At 44.8% G+C, this 19,637-nt stretch carries 19 protein-coding genes and 1 other annotated feature; of the genes, 16 read left to right on the top strand and 3 right to left on the bottom strand.

All coding sequences use genetic code 11. From position 1 onward, the window contains the following. Positions 1-26: 26 nt before the first annotated feature. Entirely contained in the window at positions 27-482 is a 456-nt protein-coding gene (locus tag KJS57_RS13610) for a hypothetical protein (protein ID WP_213655212.1), read from the bottom strand. Between the two features lie 115 nt (positions 483-597). Between KJS57_RS13610 and KJS57_RS13605 the strand changes: the two genes are divergently transcribed. The 12 genes from KJS57_RS13605 (at position 598) to KJS57_RS13550 (ending at position 14,586) form a co-directional block, all read left to right on the top strand. After that, the gene (locus tag KJS57_RS13605) at positions 598-825 is read left to right on the top strand and encodes a hypothetical protein (RefSeq protein ID WP_213655211.1); all 228 of its coding nucleotides are present in this window, start codon (positions 598-600) and stop codon (positions 823-825) included. A 524-nt stretch (positions 826-1,349) separates the two neighbouring features. After that, complete coding sequence (gene rarD, locus KJS57_RS13600; RefSeq protein ID WP_213655210.1) at positions 1,350-2,228, top strand: EamA family transporter RarD; 879 nt, start codon at positions 1,350-1,352, stop codon at positions 2,226-2,228. Between the two features lie 445 nt (positions 2,229-2,673). Then, positions 2,674-3,240: an NAD(P)H-dependent oxidoreductase gene (locus KJS57_RS13595; RefSeq protein ID WP_213655209.1), complete on the top strand. Its 567-nt coding sequence runs from the start codon at positions 2,674-2,676 to the stop codon at positions 3,238-3,240. A 117-nt stretch (positions 3,241-3,357) separates the two neighbouring features. After that, positions 3,358-3,879: a TetR/AcrR family transcriptional regulator gene (locus KJS57_RS13590; RefSeq protein WP_213655208.1), complete on the top strand. Its 522-nt coding sequence runs from the start codon at positions 3,358-3,360 to the stop codon at positions 3,877-3,879. Positions 3,880-4,066: 187 nt separating this feature from the next. Then, positions 4,067-4,301 (top strand) — a binding site (T-box leader). A gap of 153 nt (positions 4,302-4,454) precedes the next feature. Next, positions 4,455-5,321, top strand: a complete 867-nt coding sequence (locus KJS57_RS13585) for a GNAT family N-acetyltransferase (protein WP_213655207.1) — start codon at positions 4,455-4,457, stop codon at positions 5,319-5,321. A gap of 117 nt (positions 5,322-5,438) precedes the next feature. Beyond that, positions 5,439-6,836, top strand: coding sequence for a catalase (locus tag KJS57_RS13580; protein ID WP_213655206.1), 1,398 nt, complete (start codon positions 5,439-5,441; stop codon positions 6,834-6,836). 198 nt (positions 6,837-7,034) lie between these two features. Next, positions 7,035-7,535, top strand: coding sequence for a DinB family protein (locus tag KJS57_RS13575; protein ID WP_213655205.1), 501 nt, complete (start codon positions 7,035-7,037; stop codon positions 7,533-7,535). A 29-nt stretch (positions 7,536-7,564) separates the two neighbouring features. Beyond that, the gene (locus KJS57_RS13570; protein ID WP_213655204.1) at positions 7,565-7,960 is read left to right on the top strand and encodes a VOC family protein; all 396 of its coding nucleotides are present in this window, start codon (positions 7,565-7,567) and stop codon (positions 7,958-7,960) included. Positions 7,961-8,528: 568 nt separating this feature from the next. Continuing rightward, complete coding sequence (locus KJS57_RS13565; protein WP_213655203.1) at positions 8,529-10,598, top strand: serine hydrolase domain-containing protein; 2,070 nt, start codon at positions 8,529-8,531, stop codon at positions 10,596-10,598. 335 nt (positions 10,599-10,933) lie between these two features. Beyond that, on the top strand, positions 10,934-13,375 hold the full coding sequence (gene nirB, locus KJS57_RS13560; protein WP_213655202.1) for a nitrite reductase large subunit NirB: 2,442 nt from the start codon (positions 10,934-10,936) through the stop codon (positions 13,373-13,375). Positions 13,376-13,394: 19 nt separating this feature from the next. Next, positions 13,395-13,760 carry a nitrite reductase (NAD(P)H) small subunit gene (locus tag KJS57_RS13555; RefSeq protein WP_213655201.1) on the top strand — a complete coding sequence of 122 codons (366 nt, stop codon included), beginning with the start codon at positions 13,395-13,397 and terminating at the stop codon, positions 13,758-13,760. Then, positions 13,753-14,586, top strand: a complete 834-nt coding sequence (locus KJS57_RS13550; RefSeq protein WP_213655200.1) for a uroporphyrinogen-III synthase — start codon at positions 13,753-13,755, stop codon at positions 14,584-14,586. Before KJS57_RS13555 ends, KJS57_RS13550 begins: the two co-directional genes overlap by 8 nt. Before the next feature lie 184 nt (positions 14,587-14,770). On the opposite strand, the gene KJS57_RS13545 is transcribed toward KJS57_RS13550, so the two are convergent. Beyond that, positions 14,771-15,280 (bottom strand): MarR family winged helix-turn-helix transcriptional regulator, encoded by a 510-nt coding sequence (locus KJS57_RS13545; RefSeq protein ID WP_244861531.1) that lies wholly within the window; start codon positions 15,278-15,280, stop codon positions 14,771-14,773. Between the two features lie 70 nt (positions 15,281-15,350). Between KJS57_RS13545 and KJS57_RS13540 the strand changes: the two genes are divergently transcribed. Both KJS57_RS13540 and KJS57_RS13535 read left to right on the top strand, forming a co-directional pair. Next, positions 15,351-16,271, top strand: coding sequence for an alpha/beta hydrolase family protein (locus KJS57_RS13540; protein ID WP_213655199.1), 921 nt, complete (start codon positions 15,351-15,353; stop codon positions 16,269-16,271). Between the two features lie 189 nt (positions 16,272-16,460). Next, positions 16,461-16,913, top strand: coding sequence for a universal stress protein (locus tag KJS57_RS13535; protein ID WP_213655347.1), 453 nt, complete (start codon positions 16,461-16,463; stop codon positions 16,911-16,913). Positions 16,914-17,732: 819 nt separating this feature from the next. Here KJS57_RS13535 and KJS57_RS13530 read toward each other — a convergent pair. Next, a complete protein-coding gene (locus KJS57_RS13530) occupies positions 17,733-18,080 on the bottom strand; it encodes a winged helix-turn-helix transcriptional regulator (protein ID WP_211020534.1) in 348 nt (115 codons plus the stop codon). A gap of 190 nt (positions 18,081-18,270) precedes the next feature. On the opposite strand from KJS57_RS13530, the gene KJS57_RS13525 reads away from it, so the two are divergent. Together KJS57_RS13525 and KJS57_RS13520 are read left to right on the top strand one after the other, a co-directional pair. Further along, positions 18,271-19,017 carry an SDR family NAD(P)-dependent oxidoreductase gene (locus KJS57_RS13525; RefSeq protein WP_211020535.1) on the top strand — a complete coding sequence of 249 codons (747 nt, stop codon included), beginning with the start codon at positions 18,271-18,273 and terminating at the stop codon, positions 19,015-19,017. Positions 19,018-19,276: 259 nt separating this feature from the next. Next, entirely contained in the window at positions 19,277-19,633 is a 357-nt protein-coding gene (locus tag KJS57_RS13520; RefSeq protein WP_211020536.1) for an antibiotic biosynthesis monooxygenase family protein, read from the top strand. Positions 19,634-19,637 lie beyond the last annotated feature (4 nt).

Raw genomic sequence — 19,637 nt, 5'->3', positions numbered from 1 at the left:
GTTAGTCTTGGACTTGATTCGCAATACTATATTGTCACTGACGAATCTGTTAGTTCGAAATACCATTCTAGAAAAGAGTTAAAGCTTTTCCATTGCGAATTCAATTTTCCGGCAAAAAAATCTTCTAACTGCTGACCCAATCCTAAGCCTAACACTTCGTCTGTGTACTTATTATAGAAAAAGCCGAACTCCCCTTCAAAATTATCCAAAGGAATATATTCTTCAGGTAATTTTAAAACCGCGTGAGTTCGCTCCATGCCTAACCTATAATCTGAAGAGTTGACCATAAACCAACAAATCTGATAGATTTCACGTCGTCTATGAATGAAAGTCGGCCCGTCCTCTGCATGCAAATAGAATGCAGCAAAATCTGATTCCAAATCGATGCCTAACTTTATTAAAGCATTTTTATACTCTTCTAATATGTCTTCAAACCACCAGTTTTTGCTTTTACAGTAATTGACTACTTTTTCTGATAGCATCTCGACGGCTCCTCCGATATAAAAATAATATGACACCTAGGGGAAGGATTTTATTACAGAGAATAATAGACAACTTGTCTTCATTTATCTTAATTGGAAAAGAGGTTTAAAATCAATGAACAATAGCTTTGTTATTTGGGGGACAGTGTTATTAATCCTGAGTTTGTTTCTCCATCCACTATTGGCGATTGTGGGGCTGGATGAAAGTTTGTTCGGATTGCATTTGCAAGGTGAAACTTTGTTTTCACTGAGTCCATTCTTAGTGCGGATTATTCTGGCAGTAATTGGGATTATCATGCTGATCATCGGCGGTATGCAAGTTGCAAAGCAGAAGAATAAATAGTTGAAAAATATTAGCCGTCGAATGGGATATGGACAGTTAAGTGAATTCGCATCGGACGTCGAAGCTTATCGAATTATTACTACGGATGATCGTAAAATATTTCATCCCGAACGTACTGATGAAGTCTACCTGAGCAAATTAACCTTTGATCAGGTATTTAACCATCCAACTGTTATTGGAGACAGATAAGAAACGTGCAATAAAAAGCAGTGCACACGATATCGAGCATATGAGCTATACCAGCGGGGACGGATCTTTTTGTCACCATGGATAAAAAGTTAATGGACCGTTGAATGTTAATTTATCAAATACTCGGTATTAGCACTGACGTTATGGACTGGGACCAATATAAGAATTACTTAGATTCCTTGGTTCGTAATAAAAGTCCTGAACATTATTAATAGATGTTATTCCAATAAAAAATCTGTAGGATTTGTCCGGTAAAAATATGAATCTCTTTACTTAGACAATGATCGAGGCGTATAATCCGTTAAGACATCGAAGTGAGAAGAGGGAATGTGATTATGAATAACGGATTGATCAATGCTATTATCGCGTATATCATGTGGGGGATTCTCCCGCTTTATTGGAAGTTGTTTAACGATGTGCCAGCAGGCGAGATTCTGTCGCATCGGGTTGTCTGGTCGTTCGTCTTTATGGGGATTCTCGTCGCAATCCAGCGACGCTGGGGTGACATGAAGCGGATTGCGTCTAGCCGCTCGCTCCTGCTGTCGCTCACCGCCAGCGGACTGCTGATCGCTGCCAATTGGCTCATCTTCATTTGGGCTGTCAACAACGACCATGTCGTCGAGACAAGTCTCGGCTATTATTTGAACCCGTTACTGAACGTGCTGCTTGCGGTTGTCTTCCTTCGTGAGAAGCCAAACCGTGGCCAATGGCTCGCGATTGCCATCGCCGGCGCCGCGGTGCTCATCATCGCCATCGACTACGGAAGATTCCCGTGGATCTCGATCTCACTAGCCGCAACGTTTGGCTTGTACGGCCTCGCGAAGAAGAAAATCGGACAAGACGCTTCTGTAGGCTTGCTGTCGGAGACGGCTGTAGTCCTGCCAATTGCACTCGGCTACTGGATCTACTTGGCCGCCGCGGGAAGGACGACGGCATGGACGCTACCTGCGTCCACATTCATTGAACTGCTTCTATCAGGCGTAGTAACAGCGCTGCCGCTGCTTTTCTTCGCGCGAGCGGCAGCCCGGATGTCTCTGTCCACGCTCGGCTTCGTACAATACATCGGGCCGACGATCATGCTGTTACTGAGCGTTTTCGTGTTCAAGGAATCGGTCTCGCCGGTTCTTCTCATCGGCTTTGCACTTATCTGGACAGCGCTTGTCGTATACGCCGCGGCATCGGTTCGCGCCACGAAACTCGCGAAGGCGAGCTGAGGGTAAGCAAGAGGTAAGCAAGTTCGTCAGTATCGACATATCAGCCATTTCCGCCCACTGGGGAGGAGGTGGCTGTTTTCTTTTTGAGGTCAAACTAACTAAATGGCTAACTTGAAAATACGTTCTGATGGAATATGGGTTGCATTATTGGAAAAGATAACATACAATATCAACATGTTAGTGATTGATCAATCACTAACTGATTGTAGAGACTACCTCACCTTGAATAAGGTCAAACGATTCCCTTTGATCCTTGTTGTGGACCATTCATTTTTTTCACTGACTCAGGTTTACTGATGTTATCCGTTAAGAACGCATCAATGGAGAAAAGTGTTTTAACCATAAATTAAGGTTGAGGCTCACTACAGATTATCATTATCAATAATTGTGATTGATCAATCAATAACCAATTTACTAAGCTTGCAAATTGAAAGGAGACATCCCTATGAACCATTTGATTGTGTATGCCCATCCGAGAAAAGAAAGCTTTAACCATGCCATTCTAGAGACCACAGTCCGTAGCCTTCAGGAAAAAGGGCATGAAGTGGTCGTGCGCGATTTGTACGCGATGGAGTTTCAAGCCGTCATCAGTAGCAGTGAAATTTTGGGTGGAATCGGCGAGGACATTGAACAGGAGCAAGAATATTTGAAGTGGGCGGACGTCATCACTTTCATCTATCCAATATGGTGGACCGGATTACCTGCTATCGTCAAAGGCTATATTGAGCGTGTCTTTACTTACGGATTTGCCTACCGTTACGTGAATGGGGAGCAGAAGGGATTGCTGAAGGGCAAAAAAGTCGCCATTATTAACACGCAAGGGAAATCGCATGACCAGTATGCAGCCATTGGCATGGATAAGGCGCTACTATTAACTTCCGATAAAGGCATCTTTGAATATTGCGGCTTAGAAGTTTTGCACCATATATTTTTCGAGTCTGTACCGAGCTCGGACGAGATGACACGAACGGCTTGGTTGAAGCAGCTCGAGGAGTTAATAGGTAAAGCGTAAGTAATAGTATTATTGACTGACGCTAGTTTCACCAATTGTGCACGTTGAATTGATTCTTCGTCCTTAGTATAATAGTCTTTTATTGACCAATTCACCTTCGACAGGGAGGAACATAAAATGGGAAAATCCGAAACTACAGCGGTCAATCGAAAAGCGGATATTGTTTCCGCAGCGATCGAAGTATTCTCGGAATTAGGCTATTACCGGGCGACGACAGCACAGGTGGCGAAAAGGGCGAACATCTCCCAGCCTTATGTGTTCCGATTCTTCGCGACAAAGGAGCAGCTACTGTTGACAGCGATTGAGGTGTCCTGGACTCGGGTCATTGAATCGTTCCGTAAAATAGTGGAGACGGCGCCTTCCGAAACGCTTGAGCAGCTATTAATCCAAGAGTACGAGGGCATTCAGATGAAACACCAAAATGAGATGTTTTTGCAGTTACAAGCGCAGTGCATTCGGGAGGAAGCCATTCAAGAGGCGATGCGTGAAGGGTTTAAACAAGTACGAGAGATGGTCCTTAAGGCTTTTTACAACGCCGGCATAGCAAACCCCGAAGAGCGCACCATGCTGTTCCTTGCCCGTGGAATGCTGTGCAATGTCGCAGTGGCTATCGAAATGCCGGAATTGATGAAACGTTGAGGCAGAAATTAGTTTTAGATGATTAATAATTCCTAGTTAGTGATTGATCGATTAATTCTAGGTATACGGATTATGGTAAAGAACTGGTTCAATTATATTCGGCAGCAATATACCCTAGGAGCTGTTGTTATTTGAGTTATTGATAGAATATTGCGCATATCTATATATTTAACTTAATTATTAATTACCAAATGCGATGAAGAGGACAAGTAGATCCGGAAACGCCGTTCAGAGAACTGCCGGTTGGTGCGAGGCAGCGGATATCCGAATCAAAAAATCACCTCAGAGCTGGCCCCCGAATTATAGTAGATGGGCCCGGGATTCTACCGTTACAAAGAAGCATCGTTGTTGGACGATGGCTAAGAGGGCGTTTATTATAAACGTCAATCAGGGTGGTAACGCGGAGCAGCTCCGTCCCTTAATGGGATGGGGCTTTTTTGCGTCTTCATAAATGTAATATTTAATTGGGGGGTTATCGAATGAGAAAATTGATCTTTGGGTAGGAATTAGTGCAGTTCAACAGGCTTGGTTAAATTTCAGAAGTAAACTCTAGAGAATGAAAGGGTGATATTGCAATGCAATTCAAGTTGTATTCGAATGTGCATGAATTTTACAATGATACCTACGATGTGCTGATGCGTCATGAAGCACAAAATTTGATTCCTCTTGGCAATATCATAATTGGGCATGAAGGAAAAGACAAAACAGACTGGCGTGACCCTGTAAATTGGCTTATGGCAACTATTTCGGATGCAAACGGCATACAACTTACCGCCATAATGACACCGCCACACAACATTACGCTTTATGCAACAGACAACATAATTAACCCGGAAGCTATAAACTGTCTGATAGATCGGATGAAGGACCGTGAAATTCCAGGTGTGATAACGGAAAAAACCTTGGCAGAGTATTTTGCCAAAGATTATACCTTGCGTAAGGGAATAACCTTTAAAACAACCATGAGCCAACGTATATATGAACTTACGGCAGTAAACCCGGACATTCCAAAGGTTGGTATCGTTCGATTGCTGGATGAAAAGGATATTCACTTTTTCCCATACTGGGCTGAAGCATTTTATGCAGCGGGGAGTTATGGCAAAACAGAAATGTCCATCCCGCAACATGCAGACCCATACCTCTACCGAATAGCATCGAAAAAACTCTATATTTTAGAGGACAACGGGATACCCGTTTCTATGGCAGGATATACAAGGGAAATGCAGACGGCTATTGGCGTTGCGTTTGTATATACTCCTCCATATGAGCGCAGGAAGGGTTACGCTACTTCAATTGTGGCGCAAATAAGCCAACTTGCATTGGATAGAGGATTTACTAAGTGCGTCTTATATACGGACTTAGCAAATCCCACATCAAATAGCATCTATCAAAAGATAGGCTATATGCCGATTTGCGATTCGCTCCAGCTAAAATTTGAATAGTAGAATGATGCGGACAGAATGCACATTGACTCATTTCGGTACAATTTGACATGCTGTCATAACCGTACGTAGCCATGCATATATATCCCCGTGAATGTAGGTATGGGAGGCGGATCAATGGACGGTAACAAAGCTAACAATCAGGCAAACGGTCGAAGCTGGCAGGGAGGCAATGCTCAATCACAATGGAATGCAAAGCAGTCGCCGGAACACCATTCGCAGACGGTAGGGGAACGGGGACCGATTCTGGAACAGGACAGCATGCTGCATGAAACGCTTGAAACCTTTGTCCACGAAAAGATTTTAGAGCGTCCGGTCCACGTGAAGGGGTTTGGTGCCTTGGGTTATTTTGAAACCCTTCACTCGATGGCCAATTATACGAACCTGTGCTTTTTGCAGCAGCCGGGACAAAGGGTACCTGTTACAGTTCGTTTCTCATTTGCGGTCAGTAACAAAGGGACACCAGATACATCCCGTAATGTGCGTGGTTTCTCGACGAAATTTTATACCGAGCATGGCGTCTTTGATCTGCTCTGTAATCATATCCCTGTGTTCCTCGTACGAGACCCGATCCGGTTCCCTGAGTCAATTCATGCTTTTCTACCATCACCGGTCAACAATCTCATCGATCCGAATCGATTTTGGGGTTTCATTGCTACAGCACCAGAGGCAACCCATTTCGTTGTACGTCTATATTCGGACGAAGGGACGCTCAAAAGTTTCCGCCATATGCCAGGACACAGTGTTAACACCTATGTTTGGAAAAATGCACAGAACGCCCGTTTCTACGTCAAATATCACTGGATTCCGTTGGCTGGGGAGCAATATATCGATGCGCAAGAAGCGGCTCGCTTGGCCTGCGAGAACCCGGATTATTCGGGTAAAGATCTGTATGACACGATTGCTAAAGGCACACCCGTCCAATACGGGCTATATGTGCAGTTGATGAACCCACAGGATGAGGCAACGCTGTCGTTCGATCCGCTGGATGACACGAAAGTGTGGGATGTGCGTCAATACCCGCTGCTGCCAGTTGGTCGACTCGTATTGGATAAGAACCCCACTAATTATCAGGAGCAGGTCGAGAAGCTGGCATTCTCCCCGTCAAATCTTCTGGATGGTGCCGAGCTGTCCGATGATAAAATGCTGCAAGGCCGCAGTAATATTTATTGGGATTCACAGCGGCATCGCCTTGGATCGGATTTCCGCAAAATTCCGATTAACCATCAAGCAAACTGGTCACCGACTGATCAGGTAACGAGCGGGGCAGGGCGCTATGTTGCCGGCCGGCTCGTTCGATCCGAAATACCGAAGGCCGATAATTTCACGCAAGCGGGACAATTCTACCAATCACTCACACAGGTTCAGCAGGATCATCTTGTTCAGAACCTCGCCGGTGATTTATCGGCGGCTTCTCCAGAGATACAGAGGGTTGTGTTAGGCTATTTATACCAGGCTGATGCAACATTAGCCGAAAGGGTAGCACTTCAGATCGCCGCATCGAACAAGGGATGATTCACGAAATCACATGAAGTAGAAGGAGAAGGAGGTCAACCAATCAAAATAGATGATAACTGTTACGCCTCCGCAATTCATTGTGGGACAAGAACATTATCCCCATCATAGTCGCTAATTTAGCGGCTTTTTTGTTTTTTTCTGGCAGGAATTTTACGAGCGATGATGAAATAGAGAAGCGTATAGGAGTGATTTCAGATGTTGAAAATATTGCAGCAACAATACGATTTGATCAGATCCGCTAGACAAAACTTGTTTGCGTTCTTGGAAGAACTGCCCCCCCACATATTAAATCAGGAGGCTCCCGTTTTCGGGCGTGGAACGATTATTCGAACCTATGCTCATGTTGTTGACAGTTATACGTTCTGGTTAGGATCTTTTGCGTTTCACAAGATAAACGAACATAGGGATACTCCTGTACATGAGGTTGAACGCGCCGATGTTAAATTCATCCGTGAACGATTTACGGAAGTGGATGAAATCGTGGAACGGTTCTTAAACGAATATAGCGATCGTTGGTCTGAACCGGTCGAGCAAGACGAGAGCTGGCAAGGTTACCCGAAGGCACCGACTCCATTGCTACTTTTAACTCATGTGGAGACTCACGAATTTCATCACAAAGGTCAAATCGTCTCGATGGCGAGAAGTCTGGGTTTCCCGCCTCCTGCCGATGATCGATTAGGCGGGATCTTTACCTGAATTTCCAAAAATCATGAGGAAGTGAAGCGATGATTACTCTAGGGTCCATGAGTATTAACGTCATAACATTGTTTGTAGAGAATTTACACGCCGCGAAGTCTTTTTACCATGAGATCTTCGGTCTTTCCGCCGCTTATGAGGATGAGAACTCTGCTGTGTTTGACTTCGCAAACATGAGTATTAACTTGCTTGAAGTTACTGCTGCGCGGGGTCTTATAGCTCCTGAAGAGGTCGCAAATCAAAAGGATGGGTCGCGGTTTCAATTCACCATTCGGATAGACGACGTGGATGCTGTCTGCGCCGAGCTTAATTCGCGCGGTATTACTCTACTCAACGGTCCAATGAACCGGCCATGGGGAGTGCGGACTGCAAGCTTCGTCGATCCGGGCGGGCATATTTGGGAGATTGCGCAACAATTAACATAAGATAAGATGAGCAGCCGGTCAGATTGATCATATGCCCTTCATATGATAACGGGCCGGATAGGAGGAAGGTAAGAACCTTGTCGGGGGACAAGAACATAGTTTCATTGAAAGTCGCTATTTTAGCGGCTTTTTTATTTTAACGTCAATCGGTTCTTGTCCCGAGTGAAGGACAAGAACCGATTGACGTAGTGGACAAGAACATGAACCGATTACCTTGTATCAGCAGAAAATGCTAAACAGAAAAGGTAACGAATCTATTTTCTGCCGGGGTATGATGAATATTTGCTCGGTTACAAAGACAGGAGTGCGGAATTAGAGAAAAAGTTTGCTCCATTCATCGTACTACCTAGAAATAATGGCGTTTTTAAGCCTATGCTCATCGGTCAACGGTCAGATCGAAGGGAAGTCGAGTAGGCCATTCTAAGAGAGGAACGAATTGAAAAATAAGAGGTTCAAGGCTTAAACCGTCTTGGTAGGGTGGAGGAGTAGGCTTTTTTTGTGGAAATATGAACCATTTTATCTGGTGAATCGTAATACATCATAGTTTCTAAAATAGGGAGGTTTTTGCATGAAAAAAAGGTTGGTCTGGATTCTTAGTGCTGCTGTTGCACTAACACCGGTTGTCCCGACAGCGGCACTGGCATCTAATGAGACTGTTGCAACCTCAACTTCTGGTCAGACACAGGCGGCAAGTGCCTCTGAGAAAGCGGCATTGCTGACCGAGCAGTATGGTACGACCAGCGTACAGTATGCCCTGATCGACAACGGCAAGATTACAGTGTCAGGACAGACGGGATTAAACGACCAAGAAGGGAAAATCCCTTTGACCTCGGAAACCATGTATGGGATAGGATCAACGAGTAAAATGTTTACGACGGTTGCGGTCATGAAATTGGTGGATGAAGGGAAAATCAATCTGGATACCCCGGTTGCAAAGTACTTAACTGATTTCACAATGGCAGATGAACGCTATAAGCAAATTACGCCGCGTATGCTGCTGAATCATTCTTCCGGACTTCAAGGGTCAAGCCTGGGTAATGCATTTCTGTTCAATGACAATGACACCTACGCTCATGATAATCTGCTGGAGCAATTGTCTACACAAAGTTTGAAAGCCGATCCGGGGGCATACTCGGTTTACTGTAACGATGGATTTACTTTGGCCGAGATTCTTGTAGAGAGAGTCAGTGGGATGAAATTTACCGCATTCCTTCAAAAACATATCATTGGACCGCTGGATATGGAACATACGAAGACTACTCAAGACGAATTGGAAGCAAGCGATTTTCCTGGACTTTATTATCCAACCTATCAAAAGCAGCTTCCAAATGAAACCGTTAATGTGATTGGAACAGGCGGGATCTACTCCACAGCAGAGGATTTGGTACAATTTGCGCAAATCTTTATGAGACAAGGAGAAGATATTCTCTCGGACAGCGCGGTACTGGCGATGGAGCAAGAGGAATTCAAGAAGGGAATCTGGCCAGAAGAAGCGGATAATATAATTGACTACGGACTCGGTTGGGATAGTGTTAGATTATTTCCTTTCAGTGATTATAAAATAAAGGGCCTCAGCAAGGGCGGAGACACAATTCTTTATCATGCTTCACTCGTGGTGCTCCCTGAGCAGAACATGGCTGCTGCTGTTTTGTCATCAGGCGGAAGCAGTTCGACAAACGAACTTCTGGCACACGAGCTGCTTCTTCAGGCCTTGAAAGAGAAGGGCGCAATCAAAGACATTAAACCGGAGAAATCATTCGGTACTCCTGTTAAGGCTGACATGCCGGACGATATTTCAAAATACTCAGGCTATTATGGCTCAACCGGCCAACAGATTAAAATTGCTATACAGGATGGAGAGCTAACATTATCGGTGCCGCTTGTCCCAGGGTATCCAGAGCAAAAATTTGTATATACTTCGGAGGGGTCCTTTGTTAACCAAGAGGGAACTTCAAAGGTTAGTATCGTAAGCGATCATGGACGCACCTACGTGTGGAGTAGAGAATATGCAACCGTTCCGGGGTTAGGGCAACTGGCAATATCACAGTACGTAGTCGAGAAGCTGGAGAGTCAGCCTCTCTCTAAAGAGACGGAAGATATATGGGCAAAAAGAGAAGGCAAAGCCTATTACGCTGTGAACGAGAAGTATAGCTCATTAGTTTACATGATAAATCCAACCCTCAAGATTTCCCGTAACAAAGAATTGCCGGATTATTTGGGGGATAAGAAAATTACAGGACCGAATACTGCAGTGAGTCAACATCAAGTCCCTGGAACGGGAAGCCGGGATAGTGCTGAGTATCGTTTTTATACTCAAGAAGGTATCGAATACTTTGAATCGGCTGGAAGTTTGTATATAAGTGAAGATAATGTAGTGCCTCTCTATAAAGGAAAACAATCTAAGGTTACTGTGCAAACAGATGGATACTCGAAATGGTATAGTATACCTCAAGAAATAGCTGGTAAGAAGATGATCGTATCGATGCCAGAACAAGGATCCTATGCGGTGTATGACAAAAATGGAACATGCGTGAATTACACCGTAATCAGCGGAAATAATGAAGTTGTTCTCCCAGAAAACGGAACAATCGTATTTGCAGGCAATGTGGGATCAACATTTAACATTTCGTTGAAATAATAGATAGGATTCGTTACAAAGTTTTTTTAACAAGCACACCGTTAATTTGAGCTTACTCAAAGCTAACCGGTGTGCTTGTTATTTTCACGCGCTTAATACGATTATTAAGTTGAGTAAGCTATTTATTAATTAAAATAGTATTTTGTCGATGTCGGGGGACCATATGATGAATCATTTAGTTAAAAATTAAAATAAACAGTTCCCTTCACACCCATTTTTTCTTATGATGGAAACAGAGAAAATCTGCTAAAACTGGTTCGCTTCTACGTATGATGTTTAGAAGGTTACAAGTTCACTTTTGCATGGATAGGACTATATATTTAGGAGGTTTCAGCATGGTGGAAGCACAAGAACATCGGCATCTAGTCTTGATTGGTAACGGGATGGCCGGGATCAACACGGTGGAACAGATATTAAAACTGGCACCCGGCGCTTACAGGATCACCGTTTTTGGGAGCGAGCCTTATCCCAACTACAATCGTATTCAATTATCGTATGTGCTAGAGAAGAGTAAAGCGGTAGAAGACATCATTTTAAACGACAGGGAATGGTACCTTGAGAACGGAATAGAGCTGTATACGGGAACGACTGTAACGCATATTGATACGGAGCAAAAAACCGTGAAGGCAGACAACGGTATGGAAGTTCCGTATGACACACTGATCATTGCAACCGGCTCCAACCCGTTTATCCTTCCGGTTCCGGGAGCAGATAAAGAAGGAATTGTAGGTTTCAGGGACATAGCGGACTGCGAGAATATGCTGCGTGCGGCTGATCAGTACAAGAAGGCTGCCGTAATTGGCGGAGGCTTACTTGGACTAGAGGCAGCTAAGGGGCTGCTTAAACTGGGAATGGATGTGACAGTGGTCCATCTGTTTGAGGAGATCATGGAGCGTCAGCTGGACCATACCGCCTCGCTGATGCTTCAGGCAGAGCTGGAAAGCCAAGGCTTGAAATTCGCTACAGGCAAGCAGACCGAGGAGTTTCTGGGGGACAAGCGAGTCAGCGGCATTCGTTTCTCCGACGGAACGACATTGGATGCGGAATTCGTAGTCATGGCGGTAGGAATTCGCCCGAATATTGCGTTAGCTAAGGAAAGCGGTATAGCTGTAAATAAGGGTATTCTCGTGAATGATTATATGCGTACTTCGGTACCGGATGTATATGCGGTCGGAGAATGTAACGAGCATCGGGGCATTACATATGGGCTCGTAGCTCCGCTGTTTGAACAGGGGGCTGTACTTGCGAAGCATCTGTGCGGAGTGGATACGAAGCCGTATGAAGGATCTGTGGTATCTACTCAGCTCAAAATATCTGGTGTAGACGTGTTCTCCGCTGGTGAGTTTATGGATGCAGAAGGGCTGTCCATTGTGCGGATGCATGATGACTGGCGACGTATTTACAAAAAAGTGTTACTGCGCGGTGGACGGATCGTTGGCGGTGTTCTGATTGGTGACGGAAAGGAATCCTCCAGACTGCAGCAGTGGATTCGAACGGGCACGGTTATGACGGAAGCCATCCATGATGCGATTGTGGGACAAGCCTCGGTCGAAACCGGGAATACGGCCGCAGAACTGGCGGATGAGGAAATCGTATGCGGTTGTAATGGTGTGACGAAAAAACACATTGTGGATGCCATTAACGAAAAAGGATTAACCACAGTGGAAGAGATCAAGGTAGCGACAAGCGCATCGCGTTCTTGTGGAGGCTGCCGGCCTGTTGTAGAGCAGATTCTGCAATATGTGCTCGGGGACAAATATGATTCAGCAGCAGCGAAACAGGAAGCAATCTGTTCCTGTACCACATTGAGCAAAGATGAAGTCGTGACGGCGATTAAAGAAAAGGGGCTGATCACCTCTAAAGAAGTAAGGTATGCGCTGGAATGGGATAACCCGGAGGGCTGCTCCAAATGTCGTCCGGCGCTGAATTACTATTTGGGTATGATCTGGCCGACTGAGCATGTGGACGAGAAGGATTCACGTTTTGTAAATGAACGTATGCATGCGAACATCCAGAAGGACGGAACATTTGGCGTTGTGCCGCGGATGTACGGCGGGGTAACCACTCCGGAGGATCTCAGACTGATTGCTGATATAGCGGTAAAATACAATGTCAAGTTGGTTAAGGTAACCGGTGGTCAACGGCTTGACTTGCTTGGGGTCAAAAAGGAGGACTTGCCGAAGATCTGGAAGGACCTTGGCATGCCTTCCGGTTATGCGTATGCGAAGGCGCTGCGCACGGTCAAGACCTGCGTGGGATCACAATTCTGCCGTTTTGGCACGAAAGATTCGATGGGAATGGGAATATTACTTGAGAAGAAGTTCGAGCGGTTAGATATGCCAGCCAAGTTCAAGCTTGCCGTAAACGGCTGTCCGCGGAACTGCGCGGAGTCATCAACCAAGGATATTGGGATCGTCGGCAATGAGGGGGCTTGGGAAATTTATGTTGGCGGTAATGGCGGGATTAAAGCCCGACTTGCTGAACTGCTGTGCAAGGTGCGAACAGATGAAGAACTTCTGGAGATTGTCTCCGCGTTCATGCAGTACTACCGTGAGACAGGTAAATATCTGGAGCGGACCTCGGATTGGATCGAACGGGTGGGACTAGAGTCCGTCACAGAAGCTGTAGTCCATGATCGGGATAACCGCCGGGCTTTGGCTGAGCGAATGGAGGTCGCCCTGGCTCAGGTGAAGGAACCTTGGAGTGAAATCCTGAACAATTCAAATTTGCGAGAACGGATGTTTGATGAAATCACTGTCTCCACGAACCAGGACTGAAATAGGAAGGGGCTGCAAGATGGAACCAATATTGAACAGCAATGAATATACGTATTACCTAGTTGGCCATGTGGATGATTTCCCGGAGAGACTGGGAAGAGTTGTTCGCTTGGGTAAGGAAGTGATTGCGGTATTCAAAACAACGGACGGACAAATCTATGCGCTTGAGAATAAAAGCCCTGGGCCGCGCGGAGGCACAATTGCGGAAGGAATGATATCCGGAGAGGTCCTGTTCGACCCGATCTGTGACTGGAAAATTTCGTTGACGGATGGTCAAGTGCTAGATCCCGATACGGGACAGGTTCGGGCCTATCCGGTTCAAGTTCTCGGGAACGAGGTACGGATTGGATTACTTACGAAAGAGGGAGGGCTGTTCCATGAGTAAAGAACTTCAGAACAAAAAAATTGTCATTGCCGGGTCGCAAAAAACAGAAGAAATGGCTGAAATTATTGAACGAAGAGGTGGAATTCCCCTTATCCGTTCACTTCAGGGGCTAACGGATTGTGATCCGATTGAAGTGGAAGAGGATGTAAAGCGTTTTACCCGGCAGGGGGCAGACTGGTTTATTTTCACGACAGGTATTGGATTTGAAGCCATGATTCAGGCTGCGGAGAGGCTTAACGCCGTAACTGAATTCGAAGAGAGATTGAAAGAAACTAAGATAGCCTGCCGCGGTTATAAAACAAACGCCTTTTTAAAGAAATCCGGTATTCATCCGGTTGTCTGTGATGATGATGGAACGGTTGCCAGTATGATCGAAAAGCTTGAGGTGTTTGATTTTACCGATCAAAAGGTGTGGATTCAGCTTCATGGCGAGTTGTCGTCGCAGTTATATCAGTTTATCCAAAGCAAAGGCAGCATGGATGTTCAAGCTGTACTGCCTTATCGTTATCATGCTCCTGAGCAGGAGACGCTTGCATCGCTTATGAATGAACTGATTCAGCGAGAAGTGGATGCCGTTTGTTTTACGACAAGAGTTCAAGTCGGATATTTATTTGATTATGCGAGAGAACATGGACGTGAGGAAGAGGTGAAATCCGTCTTTGAACAGGATGTGCTGGCTGCCGCTGTCGGCAAAGTAACGGCTGAGGCGCTTCGAGATAGAGGGATCAGCCGGATTATCGTGCCGGAGATAGAACGAATGGGTGCTTTAATTGTGGAGATCTCGCATTATTATGAAGCTCAGCAAAGTGGAGTAAAGGCAGATTAAAAGCGGAGAACATAATATCTGGAGTTAAGGTTGTAATATAAGGGCTGTCCCACTCGGGGTGTTAGCGAGTGGTGACAGTCTTTGCTTTTTTTCTATAAGCTTGCTGAAGCAAAAGCCCCCTCCGTTATTTGATGACAGGGCCCAGTTCAATTAACGTTCAACAAATTTGTTTCAAAAAGCGCGGTCACTGCTTCGAGGGATTACTAGACGCTGAAGGCCCTTTTTTTGTTCTTTCCGCCAGCCTCATAATCGATTCAATGTCTAAGTCGGTTAACTGATCTAGGAAATGTTTGCGTATGGCCATAGAGACAATGGGCCGGGCATCATCTAATGCTGACTTTCCTATTGGGGTGATAATGACTTGAACACCTCGATCTGCGTCTAATGGCTTCCTCATTACAAGGCTTCGTTTTTCCATACGCGTCAGATGATGTGACAATCGGCTCTTATCCCAGTCCATAGATTCGGCCAGCTCTTGTTGGCGAAGGCAGCCGTTCCCCAAAAGGTCTAACCGATCCAATACCCCATAATCACCCTCGGATAGTCCGGTGCGCTCGGACATCTCTTTAATTACTCGGCCGAAGATGCTATGAAAGGATCCTTTCCACTTATACCATAATTGAATTTCTTCATCGTTCAGTTTGCTCTTATCCATGGGAATATAATAACACGGTTGACGTGACAACTTCAACATGATATCATCACTAAAGGTTGACACGTCAACCTGTGTTTAAATTGAGAAGACCAAGAAAGGAATATCTATTATGAAAATGCACGTAAGTACGTCTACTCCAGTCCTCTCAGTAAAGCCGATAGTGCTGTCAGCCCCGGGCCGCGGGGAGGATTTGCAAGTGCGGGTATCAGTGCCAGCGACGGGTAGTCAATTGCCTATTATTATTTTCTCGCATGGATTTGGTTGGTCGATGGACAGCTACGGTCCGTTAGTCGATTACTGGGCTGCTCATGGCTTCGTGGTCATTCAACCCACCCATCTCGACTCGAGGACACTGAACCTTCCTCCTGACGATCCCCGTACACCACTGATCTGGCGTTTTCGCGTCCAAGACCTGAAGCACATCCTTGACCAACTTGATCTTATTGAAGCATCCATTCCAGGCCTCAGCGGACGTCTCGACCGCAGCCGCATCGCCGCAGCCGGACACTCCTGGGGAGGCCAAACGGTGAGTATGCTGCTTGGCGCGCGAGTTCTCGATACCAATGGCGAACCAGGAGAGGACATGTCCGATTCGCGGATCAAGGCGGGCATATTGCTTTCCACGACTGGCCTTGGTGGAGCTGACTTGAGTCCGTTCGCGGCAGAGCACTTCCCATTTATGAACCCGAGCTTTTCCGATATGAGGACGCCGACTCTCGTGGTCGCAGGAGATCATGACCAATCTCACCTGTCCACTCGGGGGCCGGACTGGTTCACAGATCCCTACTTCCTGAGCCCGGGCAGAAAGAGCCTGCTCATCCTCTTCGGGGCAGAGCATATACTTGGCGGAATCTCCGGATACAACGTCGCTGAGACGACGGACGAGAACCCCGAACGAGTTGCTTTGCTCCAGCAGCTCACGTGGTCTTACCTTCGCGATGCGCTCAATCTCGACGATTCAAGCTGGTTAGCAGCCCGGAAGGATCTGGAGGAGAGGGCCAATACATTAGGTCGCATCGAATCTAAGTAAGAACCTAAAAGGCGTGATCAAAGCGAATCAAAAAGAAAGGGCCATTCCTCAAAAGAATGGCCCTAAAGGTGTGTCGGTGGATAAGAACATAGTCCCAAAAGAACCCGCACCTAGTGCGTTCACATTGTTATGTGAAAATTGATAAGATGAGAGGTTAATCACGGTTGCTAGGTATTAAAAAGGCGAAATATTGGACTTAAAACAGCTGCTGAGGACAAGAACATTACCTTGGTTAATGTCAGCCAGGATTATGTGTCGAACGGAATGACATATGTACCAGAGAATTTTTTGGAAGACATACTGAACGAAATGGAAAAAGCGAGTTTGGAACAGTTGCACCAAGCCAAGTCTAAATTAAAGTCTGCGGGGATTAACCCGGAAACTGTTCATCTTAAGGGAGATCCTGGATATGAAATATTGAATTATGCAAGGGAAACCGAGCAGCAACTTATTATTATCGGAAGCCGTGGGCTAAGGGGCGTAAAAGGAATGAGGTGTTGGAGGACAAGAACATATACTCTTAAGGAGTCGCGGAAATCGCGGCTTTTTTGTTTTAACGATATAAGTTCTTGTCCCGAGCTGAGGACAAGAACTTATATCGTTAGCCGAAATGGACAAGAACTTGCATTCATAGCCGATTAGATAATTGGATCCCAATATAAAAGTCAAGGGACCCCTGTACGGAATAACATGATTGCTTTAGGTAAGTGAGACAGCGCAAACTCGAAACAACGCAACAGGAGTGGGAGTGATTCTCCATTTTAGTGTCTCGAGCATTCTGATCTTCTCCAGATAATTCCGACCTGTACGAACGGTCCTGCAGGAGGCGGCCAGCACATCTATATACAGCTTTGCATTCCTTTGAGAATGATACGTTAGGATGGAGATTGCGGACATACGAATTGAAGGTGACAGAGTTAGTCGCGGCTACGGATCAATCACAATGAATGCCATTTTGAAGCTTGTAGACCAGATGAATATCCGGTTTATCACCGGTTGGATTTCGAGTGTCGACTGGGATCATATCAACCGCTCGGAGCGATTTTACAGTAAGTTTGGCTTTGAGTGCGATCTTAACCATGAAACTAAGTATGGCACGATCACTTGGATCAATCAATCACTCGGGGCTACCCGAGAAGAACTAAAGGACCTAATGAACCCTATAAGGGCAAGATCAGAATAAGTCTCGACGTATGAATTTAACAACAGTATTCGTTTTGTTCAATAGTAATTGCTTATCAATATTGGAATAATCAATCGAAAACAGTATATCTTTAAATGTAATTAAGCAGACTTATGTCGTTTTTGTGAGACACAAGTCTGCTTAATTAATGACCACGTCGAAACAAATATGCACAAAACGTTAAGGGATGAAGGGAGAAGACCTGTATGATTACGTCCTAGATTCATCCTTCGGCTCAACGGTCACATTCGTAAATCCGCTTTGCATGCTAGTGATTTTTAATCAACTTTCAAAATTTGCACTTCTCCTTCAGTGAATGTTTTATCGGCATAACCGTCACCCCATTCACAAAGCGCTCTTAGAATTGGTTCAAGCGATTGCCCAAGCTCTGTGGTCGAATATTCGACCTTCGGAGGGACCTGATTAAACATTTTTCTGCTTACAAGTCCATCAGCTTCTAATTCTCTAAGCGTTTGGATAAGCATTTTTTGAGTTATATTGTGTACAAGTCGCTTTAACTCACTCGTTCGTTTTGGACCATGTATCAAATAATATAAAACTAGCCCTTTCCATTTCCCCCCAATTACCTCCAATGTAACTTCAAGGTTACAATAATAAACTTTCATGTAGAAAACTCCTCCAGTGTCAATTATTACTTTTTAGTTACTATATAACAAAAAAGTGGGTACTTCTATAATTATTACTTTTGATACATAATATCATTTGTGGGATGTTATTAACAGTTTTTTTGAAAAAACGGCAGTCAAGAGATAATATACTCAGAACAAAAATTAACCTTACAAGGAGAGTCATAACATGGGAAAGTTTAATGGAAAAGTAGCGGTTGTAACAGGGGGTACTAGCGGCATCGGTCTTGCAACAGCGCAGAAGTTTGCAAAAGAAGGTGCACATGTTTTTATTACAGGACGCAGACAAAGTGAACTTGATTCAGCGGTGAAGCTGATTGGAGATAATGTAACTGGTATTCAAGGTGACGTTTCCAATCTGGCGGATTTAGACAGACTGTTCGAAGCAGTGAAGCAAGAGAAAGGACATTTGGACATTCTCTTTGCAAATGCTGGTCTTGGGTCATTCCTTCCATTGGGTGAGATTACAGAAGAACATTATTACAAAACATTCGACGTTAACGTAAAAGGAACGATATTCACGGTTCAAAAGGCGTTGCCCTTGTTTCCGAACAATGTAGGTTCGATTATCATAACCGGGTCCACGGCTGGTTCCGTGGGTGATCCAGCATTCAGTGTCTATGGCGCATCAAAGGCAGCAATAAGACAGTTAATTCGCAACTGGATTCTTGATCTAAAAGGAACTGAAATTCGTGTAAACGTCGTTAGTCCTGGATCCGTTCATACACCGGCTTATAATTACTTATTTGGAGCCGAGGTCGAAAATGTCCTTGAACATGCCAAGACCGTAATTCCACTAGGCAGAGTGGGAACATCTGAAGAAATTGCAAATGCTGTAATGTTTCTTGCCTCGAATGAAAGCAACTATATAAATGGAATTGAATTGTTCGTGGATGGCGGAACTGCACAAGTTTAGTTCGGAGATATTCCACGAAAGTTCCTTAGAAGAACACCATGGTCAAGTAAAGTTTAGCTGGTATTTCGGACCTTCTGACAACCCACAAACAATCTCTGGTCACGACTTCATAGTCATTGAGAATGGGTTAATTTTAGGTGTCTTTATTGAAAAGTCAGAATAATAACCAGTTTAACCGATGGATACAATATACAAAATGTATTGAATTTTCGAAGAAACAAAAACAGTGCTAATAAACTAAAGAAGAGGTGTATCAACTATGACAAACAATAATAATCAAATTATCCTTAACATACGCTTCAAAGTAAAACCCGGTAAGAAAGATGATTTTCGCAAGCAATTATCCTCACTGGTTGACATTATGTCAAATGAAACTAACTTTGTGAACGCCATTATTCATGATGACATGGATCAATCGGAAGACATCGTCATTTACGAGATATGGAAAGGCACACAAGAAAGCTGGCTGCAAGAAGAGTTTCCTAAGCCCTACCGCAAGGAGTATGAAGGAGTTCTCTCCGAATTGCTGAATGATAGAATGGTTAGCTGGTTAATCCCAGTTGCTGAATGGGGAAGCAACTTAACTGGAGTATCTAAAAAACAATCCTTAAAGTAGGTGA

This window comes from Paenibacillus vini (genome assembly GCF_018403325.1).
Classification (GTDB): domain Bacteria; phylum Bacillota; class Bacilli; order Paenibacillales; family Paenibacillaceae; genus Fontibacillus; species Fontibacillus vini.
Note: the sequence above shows the minus strand (reverse complement) of the source record. Positions and strands in the feature narration are given on the sequence as shown.